Origin of the sequence: Bacillus sp. NPDC094106 (genome assembly GCF_044764345.1) — a bacterium.
GTDB lineage: Bacteria > Bacillota > Bacilli > Bacillales > Bacillaceae_G > Bacillus_A.
Window position 1 is genome coordinate 145,198 of the sequence record NZ_JBIWHY010000012.1, and the last position, 16,754, is coordinate 161,951.

14 protein-coding genes are annotated in these 16,754 nt (G+C 36.8%); 2 read left to right on the plus strand and 12 right to left on the minus strand.

The window, feature by feature from the left end; all coding sequences use genetic code 11:
- Positions 1–271 precede the first annotated feature (271 nt).
- From ACIQ7L_RS18250 to ACIQ7L_RS18280, 7 genes are all read right to left on the minus strand, one after another.
- Complete coding sequence (locus ACIQ7L_RS18250; RefSeq protein ID WP_400570866.1) at positions 272–1,300, minus strand: glyceraldehyde-3-phosphate dehydrogenase; 1,029 nt, start codon at positions 1,298–1,300, stop codon at positions 272–274.
- A 109-nt stretch (positions 1,301–1,409) separates the two neighbouring features.
- Positions 1,410–2,012, minus strand: a complete 603-nt coding sequence (gene coaE, locus ACIQ7L_RS18255) for a dephospho-CoA kinase (protein ID WP_400570867.1) — start codon at positions 2,010–2,012, stop codon at positions 1,410–1,412.
- Between the two features lie 49 nt (positions 2,013–2,061).
- A complete protein-coding gene (gene ytaF / locus ACIQ7L_RS18260; protein WP_400570868.1) occupies positions 2,062–2,694 on the minus strand; it encodes a sporulation membrane protein YtaF in 633 nt (210 codons plus the stop codon).
- A gap of 80 nt (positions 2,695–2,774) precedes the next feature.
- Complete coding sequence (gene mutM, locus ACIQ7L_RS18265; RefSeq protein ID WP_400570869.1) at positions 2,775–3,605, minus strand: DNA-formamidopyrimidine glycosylase; 831 nt, start codon at positions 3,603–3,605, stop codon at positions 2,775–2,777.
- Between the two features lie 12 nt (positions 3,606–3,617).
- Positions 3,618–6,251 (minus strand): DNA polymerase I, encoded by a 2,634-nt coding sequence (gene polA / locus ACIQ7L_RS18270; RefSeq protein WP_400570870.1) that lies wholly within the window; start codon positions 6,249–6,251, stop codon positions 3,618–3,620.
- Positions 6,252–6,583: 332 nt separating this feature from the next.
- Positions 6,584–8,335 carry a two-component system histidine kinase PnpS gene (gene pnpS, locus ACIQ7L_RS18275; RefSeq protein WP_400570871.1) on the minus strand — a complete coding sequence of 584 codons (1,752 nt, stop codon included), beginning with the start codon at positions 8,333–8,335 and terminating at the stop codon, positions 6,584–6,586.
- Complete coding sequence (locus ACIQ7L_RS18280; RefSeq protein WP_400570872.1) at positions 8,328–9,044, minus strand: winged helix-turn-helix domain-containing protein; 717 nt, start codon at positions 9,042–9,044, stop codon at positions 8,328–8,330. Before ACIQ7L_RS18280 ends, pnpS begins: the two co-directional genes overlap by 8 nt.
- Before the next feature lie 327 nt (positions 9,045–9,371).
- Here ACIQ7L_RS18280 and ACIQ7L_RS18285 point away from each other — a divergent pair, with 327 nt between their 5' ends.
- A complete protein-coding gene (locus ACIQ7L_RS18285; protein WP_400570873.1) occupies positions 9,372–9,695 on the plus strand; it encodes a YnfA family protein in 324 nt (107 codons plus the stop codon).
- Between the two features lie 416 nt (positions 9,696–10,111).
- Here the strand turns inward: ACIQ7L_RS18285 and ACIQ7L_RS18290 are convergent, their stop codons facing one another.
- From ACIQ7L_RS18290 to ACIQ7L_RS18310, 5 genes are all read right to left on the minus strand, one after another.
- Positions 10,112–10,585, minus strand: a complete 474-nt coding sequence (locus ACIQ7L_RS18290; RefSeq protein WP_400570874.1) for a MaoC/PaaZ C-terminal domain-containing protein — start codon at positions 10,583–10,585, stop codon at positions 10,112–10,114.
- Positions 10,586–10,800: 215 nt separating this feature from the next.
- The gene (gene mdh, locus ACIQ7L_RS18295) at positions 10,801–11,739 is read right to left on the minus strand and encodes a malate dehydrogenase (protein WP_097898391.1); all 939 of its coding nucleotides are present in this window, start codon (positions 11,737–11,739) and stop codon (positions 10,801–10,803) included.
- Between the two features lie 19 nt (positions 11,740–11,758).
- Positions 11,759–13,048 carry an NADP-dependent isocitrate dehydrogenase gene (icd, locus tag ACIQ7L_RS18300; protein WP_400570875.1) on the minus strand — a complete coding sequence of 430 codons (1,290 nt, stop codon included), beginning with the start codon at positions 13,046–13,048 and terminating at the stop codon, positions 11,759–11,761.
- Between the two features lie 161 nt (positions 13,049–13,209).
- Positions 13,210–14,358 (minus strand): citrate synthase, encoded by a 1,149-nt coding sequence (gene citZ / locus ACIQ7L_RS18305; protein ID WP_335361233.1) that lies wholly within the window; start codon positions 14,356–14,358, stop codon positions 13,210–13,212.
- Between the two features lie 381 nt (positions 14,359–14,739).
- Positions 14,740–15,201 carry a DUF441 domain-containing protein gene (locus ACIQ7L_RS18310; protein WP_400570876.1) on the minus strand — a complete coding sequence of 154 codons (462 nt, stop codon included), beginning with the start codon at positions 15,199–15,201 and terminating at the stop codon, positions 14,740–14,742.
- Between the two features lie 427 nt (positions 15,202–15,628).
- Here ACIQ7L_RS18310 and ytvI point away from each other — a divergent pair, with 427 nt between their 5' ends.
- On the plus strand, positions 15,629–16,747 hold the full coding sequence (gene ytvI, locus ACIQ7L_RS18315) for a sporulation integral membrane protein YtvI (protein ID WP_400570878.1): 1,119 nt from the start codon (positions 15,629–15,631) through the stop codon (positions 16,745–16,747).
- Positions 16,748–16,754 lie beyond the last annotated feature (7 nt).

Below are 16,754 nucleotides of genomic sequence, written 5' to 3' on the forward strand. Positions count from 1 at the left end.
AACCCTTTAAGTAGTGACTACGTACCTCAGCTCTTAAGTTTACGAGTGTTAGTATACTTTGTTTATTTTCATTTTGCAACAACAGTTTTTTCGATTTTTTGTCATATTCTCTTCTTTACTTTTCCCCAAAAAAAATAAAAGATTCGCAAATACAGTAATCACAATGTTTCTAAGTATGTATCACTTAAAAAATTATATTTGTGTAATTTTTTCCCTTTTCAGAAAAAAATAAAAAGAAGGCAAGCAATCGCTTGCCCTCTCCCTTTTTCACTTAAATATGTTGTACGTTTTCTTGTTTTGCTAATTCGCTAACAACTAACTTTACAAGATCAACAACACGGCGAGAGTAACCCCACTCGTTATCATACCAAGCAAGTACTTTCACTTTGCGTTCGCCCATTACCATTGTGGATAAACCATCAATGATAGCTGAATGCGTATTTGTATTAAAGTCGATGGAAACTAAAGGTTCTTCGCTGAACTCTACAATTCCTTTCATTGCACCGTTTGCAACAGTTTTAAACGCTTCATTAATCTCTTCAACTGTTACATCACGTTTCACATCTACTACTAAATCAACAAGAGACACGTTTGGTGTTGGAACACGAAGTGCCATACCATGAAGTTTTCCGTTTAAATGTGGAAGAACTTTTGCTAGCGCTTTCGCAGCACCTGTTGTTGTAGGAATAATAGACTGTCCACAAGCACGTGCTCTTCTTAAATCTTTATGTGGGTTATCAATATTTTTTTGGTCATTTGTATAAGCGTGAACAGTTGTCATTAAACCGTTTTCAATTCCGAACTGCTCATCTAACACCTTAGCAACAGGCGCTAAACAGTTTGTTGTACAAGATGCGTTGGAAATAACTGTATGTTTTGTGATATCTAATTGATCTTCATTTACACCAACTACAATTGTTACATCTTCATTTTTACCAGGTGCTGTTAAAATAACTTTTTTCGCCCCAGCTTCTACATGAAGAATCGCTTTTTCTTTTGCATTAAATTTGCCAGTTGCTTCAATTACAACTTCAACATCTAATTCTTTCCAAGGCAATTCTTTTGGATCGCGGTTGTTTAGAAGGCGAATCATTTTCCCATCTACTAATAAATGATCTTCAAATGCTTCTACTGTTCCGTCAAACTTGCCATGAGTTGTATCATACTTGATTAAATGCGCTAATGTTTCTGATGGATAGCTTGCATTGATTGCTACAATTTCGAATGCGCTTTCTTTTATTGCTTGACGAAATACCATTCTACCAATACGTCCAAATCCATTAATTGCCACACGAGTCATAATATGTTATCCCCCTTGAATGCGTTATACTAATCATCTCTAATCCCAATAATAGTATAACACAAAAAGAAGATATGTCACTAAGCATTTTTATTAATTTCACAATTTTTTAGTTAATAATGTTCCATTCCTTTAAAATGCGTTGTAATTGTGCTTTTGTTTCAGTAATTGTGCCATCATTATGAATGATTTTATCAGCCAATGTTACCTTTTCTATTAAAGGCATTTGGGAATCAATACGCGCCTTCGCTTCCTCTTCTGAAAAACCATTTCGTTTCATTAAACGTTCTAACTGCGTACTAGGCGCAACAGCTACAACTAAAATTTGATCAACAAGATTCGTTAGCTTACTTTCAAATAAAAGCGGAATATCCAGCACAACCGCTTGCATCCCTTCCTTTATGTACATATCCTTTTGATCATTCATTTCTTTACGAACAGCTGGATGAACAATTCCATTTAACTGCAATCGTTTTTCCTCATTATGAAATACAATACTTCCAAGTTTCGGACGATCAAGCTCCCCATCCGCTTGCAATATCTCTTCCCCAAACACCTCTGCAATTTTGTTATATGCCGGTTTCCCTTGTTCTACAACTTCTCTTGCAATAATATCTGCATCAATCACAGGAATGCTTAGTTCACGAAACATTTGTGAAACCGTACTTTTTCCGCTTGCAATGCCTCCCGTTAATCCAATTACAACTGTCATCATTCTTCCTCCTCAACAATAAAGGCGTGAAACTTATGTTCCACGCCTTCTACATTTTCCAAATTCCAATAATAATGAGTAAAATCCCAGGCAGGAAAGTGAATTTTTGTAACCATCGCATACTTGATAAAACTGTGCCAAGCTTCATTCCAATAAATAAGAACAAAGAACTCATAATCGCAACTGATATCGCCATCATTGCAGGGGCATATCCTAGTAAAGATGCACCTATTCCAGCTCCAAACGAATCTACCGACAGAGCAATACCAAGAAGTAAAGCCTCTCCTCCAGAGATTGTGCCCGATTTATCAAAATCAGCGACAGTTGGTTTCCTTAAAATTTGAATGACTAATCCAAGCGAAGCAATTTCTAATTTCCAAATTTTCTCTTCTTGCTGCGGTTCCTCTTTTTTATCACCTTTAAAAAATTGATATAATACCCACACACCAATACCAACGAGAACAAGCCCACCGATGCGCGTCGCAATAACAGGTGAAAATACTTTAGCAATCATATGTCCAATCCCCATTGAAGCAAGCATCACAGCTGCCGAACATACCCCAATGATTATGATTGATTTTAACGGAATCCGCACGCTTCTTAGTCCATAAGTAAGCCCTACACTACAACTATCTAAACTTAATGTAAAAGCTAATAAAACAAGAGAAAAATAAAGGTACATCGGTAAGCTCCTTCCCTATACACAGCTTTGCTGTATGTATATGACAAATGCCTATCCGATGTTATTAGAAAATCGCTTTCTTAGCTTCTAGGCTGACAAGTTGGACAATAATGTGTGCCGCGTCCACCGACAACTGTTTTTTCAATTACAGTACCACAGGTTACGCACGGTTCACCTTTTCTTCCATACACATTCAACAGCTCTTGAAACGAACCGATTTGGCCTTGTGAATTTATATACGTCCGAATGGTACTTCCACCGCGTTCAACTGCTTCTCTTAATGTTGTAACGGTTGCCTCATGAATCTTTTCTATTTCAGCCTTCGTTAAAGATGAAGCTTCTCGTTCCGGGTAAATCCCAGAACGGAACAATACTTCATCTACATATATATTACCAAGCCCAACTAAAAGACGTTGGTCTAGCAATACAACTTTTATTTTACGATTTGTTTTTTGCAATCTTTCTTGTAAATATCCTGGCGTCAATTCAACGTCAAATGGCTCTGGTCCTAAATCAGCGAGCGGCATTTGTTCAAATTCTTCACCTTTTTTAAAGAGGTGCATCGTACCAAACTTTCTCACATCTTTATAGTGCAACTCCGTACCATCTGTAAACTGAAAACGCACATGCGTATGTTTATCTACCGGCTCATCACCTTTATGAAGTAAATATTTCCCCTCCATACGTAAATGTGAAACAATCACATACTTTGTTACATAAAGAAGTAAAAACTTACCTCTTCGCTCAATTCGTTCGATCGTTTCACCTCGCAACATTTCCTTAAAGAGTTCTGCATCATCTGGTCGTTTTACTAATTTTGGATATGTTACAATCACATCTTTAATTGTTTTTCCTGTTACAAGATTTTCAAGCGTCCTTCTAACATTTTCAACCTCTGGTAATTCAGGCATTTCATCACTTCCTTATTTTGCGTCATACCAAGTTGGACCGTAAGAGTAATCAACTTTCAGCGGAACTGCAAGTTCAATCGCATGTTCCATCACTTCAGGTACAAGCTTCTCTAGTTTCTCTACTTCTTCTTTTGGCACTTCAAAGATTAATTCATCATGTACTTGCAGAAGAAGACGCGCTTGTAATCCTTCTTCTTCTAAACGATCTGCCATAATAATCATCGCTTTTTTAATAATATCTGCCGCACTGCCTTGAATTGGTGTATTCATTGCAGTACGCTCTGCAAAACTGCGTAAATTAAAGTTACGGCTCGTAATTTCTGGAATATAGCGGCGACGATTTAATAATGTAGAAACGTACCCTTTTTGCTTTGCTTCTTGTACAATCTCATCCATATATTCTTTCACACCAGGGAAGCTAGCGAAATACTTTTCAATAAATTCTCCTGCTGCTTTTCGTGTAATTCCTAAGTTTTGTGAAAGTCCATAATCACTAATGCCGTATACAATTCCGAAGTTAACTGCTTTCGCTTGACGTCTCATGTTCGATGTTACTTCATCTTTCCCAACGCCAAATACGTCCATTGCCGTTTTCGTATGAATATCCATATCATGCTGGAACGCTTCTACTAACCCTTTGTCTTTTGCAATATGCGCCAGCACACGTAATTCGATTTGCGAATAATCGGCTGCATACATAACCCATCCTTCTTTTGAAGGAACGAACGCTTGGCGAATCTTTCTTCCTTCTTCTAAACGGATCGGGATATTTTGTAAGTTCGGATCTGTAGAACTTAATCGGCCTGTTTGCGTTAACACTTGATTAAAGCGAGTATGAATTTTAGAAGAATCTTCATGAACAACTTTTAACAATCCTTCAATATACGTCGAATTTAATTTTCCTAATTGACGATAGTGTAGAATCTTAGGAATGATTTCATGATGGTCCATCAGCTTGTCCAATACGTCAGCTGATGTAGAATATCCTGTTTTCGTCTTTTTTATAACTGGCAAGTTTAAGGTTTCAAATAGGACAACACCTAGCTGCTTTGGTGAGTTAATATTAAACTTTGTTCCTGCAAGCTCATAAATCTCTTGTTCCATTTCCTTGAGTCTTCCAGCAAGCTCATCTCCCATATTACGCAAGCGCTCTGTATCAACCATAACACCTTTTACTTCCATTTCAGCTAACACGCGAGCAAGTGGCATTTCGAGCTCTGTAAACAGTTCATACTGTTCATTTTTTTCTAGTTCCTCTACAAATGTTTGTTGCACCTCATATAATACATGAACCTTACGAGCTACGTGTTCTGCCACTATATCTTGCTCTGGAACCGCACGTTTTGCCCCTTTTCCGTATACTTCTTCATCCGATTTAACAGCATGCGTTTCTTTCATTTTCGCTACGGTACGGAAATCTTTATCTGTATCAGCTGGATCAAGTAAATAAGCGGCAATTAGTAAATCAAAGTCGATCCCTCGAATCTCTACATCTTTCCACTTTAGCGCAACAATTGCGCGTTTTGCATCAAATGTATACTTTCTCATTTCATCATTTGCAAGCCACTTCGTAAAAGCTTCAGATTGAAGCGCAACATCTGATGGAATGAAATAACAACCATTTTCATTTTGAATACCAAATCCTTGAATGTCGGCTTTATGATAATTTTCTTCTTGTACTTCCACGATGATTGCACTATCTTGCTGAAGCATTTCTTCTGTGACTTCCTCAGCAATATCAAATGAAATATCATCTAGTTCAGCTGGAGCTGTTTCTATAGGAGTAGCACCAAGTTTATTTAATAGAGAAGTAAACCCTAAATTCTCGAACATCGGGATAACGTCGCTTGCTTCATATCCTTTATATTCAATATCATCTACATGTACTGTAATCGGGGCATCAGTAATAATCGTTGCAAGCTCTTTACTCATAAGTGCCTGCTCTTTATTTTCTTCTAATTTTTCTTTTAATTTCTTTCCGCTCACTTTGTCTAGGTTTTCATACACAGCTTCTACCGTTTCAAATTGCGTTAACAATTTAATCGCCGTCTTCTCACCAACACCCGGTACACCAGGAATATTATCAGATTGGTCTCCCATTAAACCTTTCATATCAATAATTTGTTTTGGTGATAAACTATATTTTTCAAATAGAGCTTCTTTCGTATATTCGTCTACCTCTGTAATTCCTTTACGCGGAATGCATACAAGCGTGTTATCAGAAACAAGCTGTAGTAAATCTTTATCTCCAGAAATCACTTTAACATGAGCACCTTGTTCACTCGCTTCTTTCGCTAGCGTACCCATAATATCATCCGCTTCATAGTCCTCTAATTCATAGCGCGGTACATGAAACGCGTCTAACAGTTCGCGAATAAACGGGAATTGCTCTGAAAGCTCAGGTGGCGTTTTTTGACGACCTCCCTTATATTCACTAAATGTCTTATGACGGAATGTTGTTTTACCTGCATCAAATGCGACAAGCATATGCGTTGGCTTTTCTTCTTCTAATATTCTCATTAGCATCATCGTAAAACCATAAATTGCGTTCGTATGTATACCTTTGTCGTTATTTAAAAGCGGCAGTGCAAAGAAAGCACGATACGCGATATTATTCCCATCGACTAATACAACCTTTTTCTCCAAATTGGAAACCTCCCATACAAATTTAAAACGATTTTTCATATAGAAAAAAACCGTTCTTTCCTTCTCTCTATATTAACATGACTCAGAGAGAGAAGAAAAATAACGGTTTTTCCTATTACATATATTTTTAGACATATACATGAACATGCTACATTTTACAAAAAGGGAAGTGACGAGAACAGAGCACCTATTCTCGTCCCAATTTACTCCTTGGATGAAGGGGTTTTCATGTATTATATTAACAGAGCTTTATTAATATTTGATGAAGCCATTGTTAATATAATGTAAATATCCATCATCTAAGATATACTTCCCATTATCCCTACTGCAATTTAGCTTTTTTGCAAAGCTACTGTAAATGTCGTTCCTACACCTACTTCACTTTCTACTGTAATCGTTCCGTGGTGAGCCTCAACTAAATGTTTAACAATAGATAATCCAAGTCCTGTTCCGCCCGTATTTCGACTTCTTGCTTTATCTACACGATAAAAACGTTCAAAAATACGCGGAATTTCTTCATTACTAATCCCGATTCCTGTATCAGATACTTTTATATATGCACTATGATCATCTTCAAATAATGTAACAGAGACTGTACCTCCAGAAGGTGTATATACAATCGCATTATTAATTAAATTAATGAAGATTTGCTTCAATCGACTAGAGTCCCCGATAACAGAAACTGGTTTGTTTACGTCCACTTGTAAAACAATTTCTTTATCTTGTGACTTTTTATCTAACACCATTTGAATTTCTTCAAGTAACCCCTTTATATCAACAGTGCCCATATTTAATTTAAAGCCTTGCTGCTCAATCTTCGACAAGTCTAATAAATCTTCAATTAAACCTTGCATACGCTCGCTTTCTTTTAAAATAATATGTAAGAAATGCTCGCAAAACTGTTGATTTTCCATCGCTCCATCAAGCAGTGTTTCAGAAAATCCTTTAATAGAAGTAATCGGTGTCTTCAGTTCATGAGAAACATTCGCTAAAAAGTCTTTTCGCATTTGCTCTAGTTTCTTTAATTCTGTAATGTCATGGAATACGAGAACAATTCCTTTCCACTCATGGTTCGTCCCAATAATCGGCGCGCCATATACTTCAAAATGCTTTCGTTCAATTCCAAGCGGCAATAAGACTTGTTTACGCACTTTCACTTCTGTCATGAAAATTTCTTCTACAAGTTCAATAATTTCTGTATGATGAAATGATTCATAATATAAGCGATCTAAATACTCTTCATCTGTTACATGAAAAATTTCCTTATAGGAACGGTTTACAAGGCTGATATAGCCCCGGCTATCAATTAAAATCATACCGCTTCCCATATTTTCAATAAGTGTATGTAAACGATCTTGTTGCATTTCTTGTTCTAACGTCATCTCTTGTAAATTGCGAGCTAAAATATTCATGGCCTTGCTTAGCATCCCTGTTTCATCTGAATGACTTTCATAAGCACGTGCCTTATAATTCCCCTTCGCTAATTCAATCGCTACTTTCGTAACAGATTCAATTGGGCGGATATATTGCCCTGTAATTTTCACCCCAAGAAAAACAACAATGAGACAAGCAATTACAAATCCTATAATTAATAGTGCCCATGTTTTTTGATGGACATCTTTCAAAGGTTCAATTGTACTTTTTACAAGTAGATATCCTTGTTTTCCTTGCGTGTCTTTGATAAACACCGCATGATAAAATACATTCTTCTGATTTGTTTCCTTCGTAATCACTCTATTTTTTTGTTTTGCGGTTTCAGAGGAAAGCGCTTCAATCGCTGCCTGATCGAACACAACGTGCTTGCTTTTACTATATTGAACCTTCTTTTCTTCATCGGTAAATAGAATGGACATAGGCATTTGCTCTTCTAACTTTTCAAATATATTCGGTTCTTTTAAAACCTTATCAATCCCTTCTGCCTCTACTAATAAAGCGACGTACCGCGTCTCTTTTACCATTCTCTCCTTGACATGATCAATATAATAGTTCTCAAACACCGCTTCTAGCAATACCCCTAGTCCAAATAGAATAAAAATAATAAGAGAAACAAATGTAAAAAGAAGCCTGGAGCGAAATTTATTCATCCACTTTTGGCTCCTCTAATTTATAACCTAACCCACGAATTGTTTTAATGTATGCTGGTTTTTTCGTATTCTGTTCAATTTTATCTCGCAAATGGCTAATATGGACATCAACAATTCTTGTATCACCAGCAAAATCATAATTCCATACAGCACTTAATAACTGATCACGTGTTAACACACGGCCTTTATTCCTTGCAAGATAAACAAGTAATTCAAATTCTTTCGGCGTTAGTTCTAACTTTCCTCCTCGGAAATACGCCTCATAAAATTCTGGTAAAATCTTTAAATCAGCAATTGTTATGTTATTTTCATCTGGTACTTCCTGAACTTGTTCCTCCTGTAGTTTTGTGCGGCGTAAAATTGCCTTTACACGAGCAACAACTTCCCTTGGGCTAAACGGCTTTGTCATATAATCATCCGCCCCAAGTTCAAGACCTAGTACTTTATCAAATTCATCATCTTTTGCAGTTAACATTAAAATAGGTGTCATAATGCGCTGCAAACGTAATTCTTTGCACACTTCCATGCCATCCATCTTTGGAAGCATTAAATCTAATATAATCAGATCCGGACGTTCCGTTGTTGCCTTCTGAAGTGCTGCTTCACCGTCCATCGCTGTTATGACTTCAAATCCAGCTTGCTGTAAATTAAATTCAATTAAAGTTAAGATAAACTCCTCATCATCAACGACTAAAATTCGATTGCTCATTCTCTTCCTCCAAGTAATAGACTTGAAACCTTCTTCATCCTAGTATTTACCCCGTTATTCTCATCATACTAGAAAACAATGCCCCTCTCAACAGAATTGTCCGTTCACGAATCGTGATTGTGCTATAGTTGTAAAGTGAAGCTTTAATCAATGTGGTTTTTCTCCATCCCCCACTAATTATTAACCCTTACCAATCGGGCTTTTACGAACCGTTCATCTCCGACCTAACTTCTTTTGAGGCGGGAGTGTTACTGTCCGTAAATAGCGTGCTAAAAGAGAATTACATATCTAATAGAAAATAATGATAGAAAGTGAAGGGATATATTTATGTTGAAAGCAGGACTTATTTTCATTCTTGCAGGGCTAGCTGAAATTGGCGGTGGATATCTCATCTGGAAATGGCTAAGAGAAGGTAGCTCTATCGGATTTGGTCTAGTCGGTGGCATTATTTTATGTTTATATGGTGTGATCGCCACATTCCAAGTATTTGCTAGCTTCGGACGCGTATACGCAGCTTACGGCGGTGTATTTATTGTGATGAGTTTATTATGGGGATGGATGGTCGATAAGAAAACACCAGATGTATTTGACTGGGCTGGAGCTGCCGTCTGCCTAGTTGGTGTGTTCATTATTCTTTGGCCCCGCGGGTAAAAATATATATACATCAATTAAAAAAAACGACATACACCCTATTTTTAGGTGGAAGAGAGCATCTGACCATGCATAGGAGCGGTCAGATGCTCTCTTCCACATGCGAGGTAAAAACAGAAAGAGCAAACGAGTGTAGGTTACTTTTCATTCTGCATAGCAGGGGTTTAGATGTCGAAACATTAAAACGGATTTATATAGATACCCATTTTTTGTGATTCGTTTTACTTTCGGATTCTCAAACTGGGATACACTAAAAACAAGCTTCTCTAATTTCTCAGAAGGGTTCGCAGAAGGATTTTTCAATTAAGTAACACTTTGGCTCGATAATATTCAAAAAAGTGCTACCATGTTGCCTAATAGGCATATGGTTAGCACTTTTTTCATATCATTTACCGTTCAAACTTCGTAGTGAGTCATTAAAAATTATCTAACGCTTTTTCTAAAATAGAAGCTGATTTATAAGGAGGCGCTACCGTTAATACACCTTTTACAACTACTTCCTCTTTTTCATCATAAGCAAATACACGCATATCAATCGTATGCTCCTCTTTTGAAACTGCCACAACTTCAAGCTGAATTTGCAATGTTTCATAATGGTAAACAGGCTTCACAAAAGTAAGATCCTTCCTAATAACATGACTCCCTGGACCCGGCAAGTATTTTGTAACCGCTGTTGTAATCATACCCGTTAACATAATGCTCGGCACAATTGGTTGTTCATACGGGGTTTGGGATGCGTAATCATGCTGGATATATAATGGATTTGAATCATTTGTTAATCCTAAATACAATAACAAATCTTTATCCTCAATTTTTTCAGTGATAGATAATTTCTCTCCTACTGCAATCTCATCCATTCGACGACCAATTTGAACTTTTTTCTTTAACATGCTACATTCCCCCCGAATTTTACTTTATTATCCTACCAAAAGCGATATATTATCCGAAGCGCTGCTATAATGAGGGCAAGGTATATTACAATCTGCGTTTCCATCATAGGATACAATTTATGATAGCGTTTTCATATTATTTCAAAAAAATAATCTATTAAATAGTAGAAAAAGATTCGGAGCCCCGAATCTTTTTCTTAATATATCTTTTTGTATTAAACAAGAATCTTCATAACGTTACGTACAGATTCTACTGAACGATCTAACGCTTCTTTTTCTTCTTGGCGAAGTTCTAATTCAATAATTTTTTCAATTCCGTTACCACCTAGAATTACTGGTACACCTAGGTAAAGATCACTATAGCCATATTCACCTTCAAGGTATGCGATAGCTGGTAACACACGACGTTGATCTTTTAAGATCGCTTCAGTCATCTCAACTAGAGAAGCAGCTGGTGCGTAATATGCACTACCATTTCCTAGTAAGCTTACAATCTCACCGCCACCTTTACGTGTACGTTCTACGATTGCTTCTAAGCGATCTTTAGGAATTAATGTTTCTAATGGAATACCGCCTGCATAAGAATAACGAACAAGAGGTACCATGTCATCACCGTGACCACCAAGAACGAATCCTGTAATATCTTTTACAGAAAGGTTTAATTCTTGTGCGATAAATGTACGGAAACGAGCTGTATCTAATACACCTGATTGACCGATAACACGTTCTTTCGGGAATCCTGCTTCTTTAAATACAGAGTATGTCATTGCGTCAACTGGATTTGTTAACACAACAATAATTGCGTTTGGTGAATGTTTTGCAATATCTTGTGTAATACTTTTCATAATTTTAGAGTTTGTCGCTACTAAATCATCACGGCTCATACCCGGTTTACGTGCAATACCTGCTGTAATAACAACAACGTCAGAATCAGCAGTATCTGCGTAATCAGATGTGCCGATAATGTTAGCATCAAAACCTTGTACTGGGCTTGCTTCTAACATATCTAACGCTTTCCCTTTTGTTGGATTTTCCAGTTGTGGAATGTCCACTAATACAACATCTGCAAGCTCTTTTTGAGCTAATAAGAACGCTGTTGTTGCTCCTGTAAATCCCGCACCGATGACTGATACTTTTTTGCGTTTGATTGTCATAATTTCTCCCCCAATTTGATTATGCGTTTTTGATTGCTGCTACATCCATATTGTTAATAAGCGCATCCGCAAATTCAGAACATTTCACTTCTGTTGCACCATCCATTAGACGAGCGAAGTCATATGTTACTACTTTTGAAGCAATTGTATTTTCCACTGAAGCAGTTACTAAGTTCGCAGCTTCATTCCAACCTAAATGTTCTAATAATAATACCCCTGAAAGAAGAACAGAAGATGGATTTACTTTATCTAAACCTGCATATTTCGGAGCTGTACCATGTGTAGCTTCGAAAATAGCATGTCCAGTAACATAGTTAATGTTTGCACCAGGTGCAATACCAATGCCACCTACTTGTGCTGCAAGTGCATCAGAAATATAATCGCCATTTAAGTTCATTGTCGCAACAACATCAAACTCACGTGGACGTGTTAAGATTTGTTGTAAGAAGATATCTGCAATAGAATCTTTTACGATGATTTTGCCAGCCGCTTCAGCTTCTGCCATCGCTTTATTCGCTGCATCTTTACCGTCTTTTTCAACAATGCGATCATATTCAGCCCAAGTAAATACTTTATCGCCAAATTCTTGTTCCGCAACTTCATAACCCCAGTTTTTGAAAGCACCTTCTGTAAATTTCATAATGTTTCCTTTATGAACGATTGTAACAGAAGAACGTTTTTCGTTAATTGCATATTGAATTGCAGCACGAACAAGACGCTTTGTCCCTTCTTCTGAAATTGGTTTAATACCAATTCCTGATGTTTCTGGGAAGCGAATTTTATTTACACCCATTGTTTCTTTTAAGAACTCAAGCACTTTTTGTGCTTCTGGAGATCCTTGTGCATATTCAATACCAGCATAAATGTCTTCTGTATTTTCACGGAAAATAACCATATCAGTATCTTCCGGACGTTTTACAGGTGAAGGAACACCTTCAAAATAACGAACTGGACGTAAACATACATATAAATCTAATTCTTGACGAAGCGCTACGTTTAGAGAACGAATACCACCGCCAACAGGAGTTGTAAGCGGGCCTTTAATTGCGATTAAATATTCGCGAATTAGATTCAATGTCTCTTCTGGTAACCATTCGCCTGTTTGGTTGAATGCCTTTTCTCCTGCAAGCACTTCTTTCCAAACGATTTTCTTCTCACCGTCATAAGCTTTTTCAACAGCCGCTTCTAATACACGAGATGCAGCCGCCCAAATATCTGGTCCAATTCCATCTCCTTCAATGAACGGAATAATCGGATTGTTTGGTACATTCATAACACCATTCGTTACAGTAATTTTTTCTCCTGTCATCTGTGATAACCCCCATGTTTGAAATTTCATATGTGTGAAACTGAGGGAATAACCCCTCAGTTCAAACCGTTAGTCAAATTAAAATATTCTAACCATTACATCTTCACGAAAAAATCAGACTTTTGAAAGCGTATTTACACTATCAAGATAGTGTTTTTTACTTATCGTTGCGCTAATGGAACGTATTTTTGATGCGTCGGTCCATTATAGTCAGCACGCGGACGGATTAAGCGGTTATTTTCATATTGTTCTAGAATATGAGCTAACCATCCTGACATACGGCTAACTGCAAAGATTGGTGTAAATAAATCATGGTCAATTCCTAAACAATGGTATACAGAAGCAGAATAGAAATCGACATTTGGTGGAAGACGTTTTTCTTTTGTTACGATGTCTTCGATTTTGATAGACATATTATACCATTTTTCTTCCCCTAAAAGCTCGCATAATCTCTTAGACATTTCACGTAAATGTTTTGCACGTGGATCACCATGCTCATACACGCGGTGACCGAATCCCATAATCTTCACTTTATTTTGAAGCGCATTATGAATATAGGACTCTACATTCTCTTCATCACCAATTTCTGTTAACATCTTCATTACATTTTCATTTGCCCCGCCGTGAAGAGGCCCTTTTAACGCACCGATTGCTGCTGTAATACCAGAATATACATCTGAAAGTGTAGCAACACAAACGCGCGCTGTAAATGTAGAAGCATTTAATTCATGATCTGCATGAAGCACAAGCGCTTTATCAAAAGCTTCAATTTCTACTTCATTTGGTTCGCGATCATTTAACATATATAAAAAGTTTGCAGCTAATGATAAATCTTTTCGTGGCTCAACAACTTCTAAACCTTTGCGAATTCTTGCATATGCCGCAACAAGAGTTCCTACTTGAGCCTGTAATTTAACCGCTTTCAAATAATTGGACTTTTCATCCATTACTTCAGCGCTCTCATCGTATAATGATAACATGGAAATCGCTGTTCGTAAAACAGACATTGGATGCGCAATCTTTAAATCTACTTGTTTTAAATATGTTAAAATCTCACTCGGAACTTCAAAATATTGGGATAAAGTTTCTTTGAACTCCGTTAACTCCTCTTCGTTAGGAAGCTTGCGGTGCCATAATAAGTATACTACTTCTTCAAATGTAGCATTCTCCGCTAAATCATCAATATTATACCCCACATACGTTAATGTATCATCAATAATTGAACTCACGGATGATGTTGTTGCTACTACCCCTTCTAAACCTCGAATAACAGTCATGACATTCTCTCCTTTTTCTGAAAATTCTCCCAACCTTGTATTCACTTGCTCCCCTTCTGAATTATGAGCGCTCGTTCACTCTTTAGGCAAGCAAAATGCACGATCATGCAAATTTGTTGTGATGCTCCCATCATGTAGTTCCACTGCCTTTTGTAAAGCATGAGCGTGAGTTTCTCTCCGAATCCTCACGCCTAGAACAACAGATGGTGAGGAAAACTAGTTTCGAAGAGTTTATGATAAAAACAACATAAAACAATATCAGTAAAAAATTGTTTTATGTTGTTTTTATTTTATCTGGTGTAAGTCTTCGCTGCTATGTAACCTTGTAAAAAGTTTTTCTAGCTCTATTATATACAATTATCTGACTTTTGTGAATGGAAAGAATTCAAAAAATTTATATTACTATAAAATTTTTTATTTAAACATCTGTATAATGTTCATCACAGCATAGGCAATTCCAGCTCCGATTAACGGTCCTACAGCGACTCCATTAAATAATGCAACTGCAATAATAGTCCCAAATACGAGAGCAGTTGTAATATGAGGATCGCTCGCTAATAACTGCACACCACCCTTTGCCAAAAGAGCAACCGCTATCCCTGAAGCTAATGCAATCCATGCATAATAAGATTTAGTTGCTTCCCCCAGCTGCTTAAAGCCGATTTCACCTGTAGCGATTGGAACAAGAACGGCAATTGTAATAACCGTTACCCCAAGATTAATTCCTTTCGTTTGTAAATATGGAAGAAGCTTATCTCCTAAAAACGTCCACTTTAATAAAAATAAAACACTAACAGCTACTGTAAGTGATTGATTTTTAGCAATAAGTCCAATAATAAGTAGTATGAATAAAAATAAAGTTGATTGACTAATCATGATTGCACTTCCTTTCTGAAAATAATGAACCTGTTTCCAAACAAAATTACCGTTAAACACATCGTTATACAGGTGATAGAGCGACGTATTTGTTCATTGCTATAAATTAGTCAGTAAATAATAACAGATCACAAACAGAACTTTTATATTTTAAAACTCAAACCAGAATGAAATATTTACACTGACCGTGAAAACAGATTACTCTCCTTTCTTTTCTGATAAGAAACAGGTAAAATAAAAAGGAGATAAAGTGAGGTTCTTTCCACACAGAAAAAAGAACATCCTTGCTGTTGGTTAGCCCTCACCATCAGGCTTTTACGAGCACATGGTTTCACCGCTTAAGGTGTGTCATAACGCCCGCAAATAGCAGGATAAATCCATCATTCCACTATAACATATTACAATTTGGAATGGGAGGTCAGCACCTTTGAATCGAAACTCACTGTACATCTTATTACGACTTATTACGGTCATTGTAGCAACAGTAATTGGATTTTATGCCCTTCTATATGTTTTAGGTCTTATATACCCTTTTATCATCGCCTTAGCATTTGCTTATTTGATCAATCCAGTCGTCAATTTTCTCAATCAAAAACTACAATTCCCTCGTGCATTAGCGGTACTCATCAGTTTAATTCTCGTGTTCGGTGCCATCGTTGGACTCGTTACATACCTTGTGACAGAAGCGATTTCTGCCACAACCTACTTGCTACAAGTTGTTACTGACAAGTTTCCAACCATCTTCCAATATGCACAACAATTTGCACTTAATAATATTATGCCTCTCTATGATGATTTAATTTCTAAATTTAATCATCTCGGGGAATCACAGCAATTTACAATTACACAAAACATTCAAAACCTAGGAACAGACGCTACAAAACAAATGAAAGAACTATTAACCGCTATTATTAGTGGATTAACCAATTTTATCAGCGCACTTCCAAGAACTTTAACTGTCCTTGTTTTCGTCTTATTAGCAACTTTCTTTATTAGTTTCGATTGGCATAAACTAGCTCATAAAGTAAGACGATTTCTCCCAAATCGCGTACACGGATATGGAAAGACTATTTTTGTTGATTTAAGAAAAGCGCTATTTGGATTTATAAAGGCACAACTCACACTCATATCCATGACAACTGTCATTGTATTAGTTGGACTATTAATTTTACGCGTACCATACGCAATTACGATCGCGCTCATTACGGGTATTGTAGATCTACTTCCTTATTTAGGAACAGGGACCGTCTTTGTCCCTTGGATTATATATGTATTTTTCACAGGAAATACAGCGTTCGCAATCGGGCTTCTCATTTTATATATCGTCGTGATTGTCCAAAGACAACTCATAGAACCAAAAGTACTATCATCCAATATCGGACTCGATCCATTACCAACACTTATTGCCTTATTCGTCGGATTTAAGCTCTATGGTTTTTTAGGATTAATCATAGGTCCCGTTACATTAGTACTATTAAACACATTGCACAAAGCTCATGTCTTTCATGATTTATGGAAGTTTATTAAAGGATCGCCATTAAAATGATTTTTAG

Bases quoted from the DNA above. Each gene is read 5' to 3' on its own strand.
- mdh (WP_097898391.1), bottom strand. From the start codon at position 11,739: ATGACAATCAAACGCAAAAAAGTATCAGTCATCGGTGCGGGATTTACA.
- ytaF (WP_400570868.1), bottom strand. From the start codon at position 2,694: ATGTACCTTTATTTTTCTCTTGTTTTATTAGCTTTTACATTAAGTTTA.
- mutM (WP_400570869.1), bottom strand. From the start codon at position 3,605: ATGCCTGAATTACCAGAGGTTGAAAATGTTAGAAGGACGCTTGAAAAT.
- ACIQ7L_RS18285 (WP_400570873.1), top strand. From the start codon at position 9,372: ATGTTGAAAGCAGGACTTATTTTCATTCTTGCAGGGCTAGCTGAAATT.
- ACIQ7L_RS18250 (WP_400570866.1), bottom strand. From the start codon at position 1,300: ATGACTCGTGTGGCAATTAATGGATTTGGACGTATTGGTAGAATGGTA.
- ACIQ7L_RS18310 (WP_400570876.1), bottom strand. From the start codon at position 15,201: ATGATTAGTCAATCAACTTTATTTTTATTCATACTACTTATTATTGGA.
- coaE (WP_400570867.1), bottom strand. From the start codon at position 2,012: ATGACAGTTGTAATTGGATTAACGGGAGGCATTGCAAGCGGAAAAAGT.
- pnpS (WP_400570871.1), bottom strand. From the start codon at position 8,335: ATGAATAAATTTCGCTCCAGGCTTCTTTTTACATTTGTTTCTCTTATT.
- ACIQ7L_RS18280 (WP_400570872.1), bottom strand. From the start codon at position 9,044: ATGAGCAATCGAATTTTAGTCGTTGATGATGAGGAGTTTATCTTAACT.
- ACIQ7L_RS18290 (WP_400570874.1), bottom strand. From the start codon at position 10,585: ATGTTAAAGAAAAAAGTTCAAATTGGTCGTCGAATGGATGAGATTGCA.
- icd (WP_400570875.1), bottom strand. From the start codon at position 13,048: ATGACAGGAGAAAAAATTACTGTAACGAATGGTGTTATGAATGTACCA.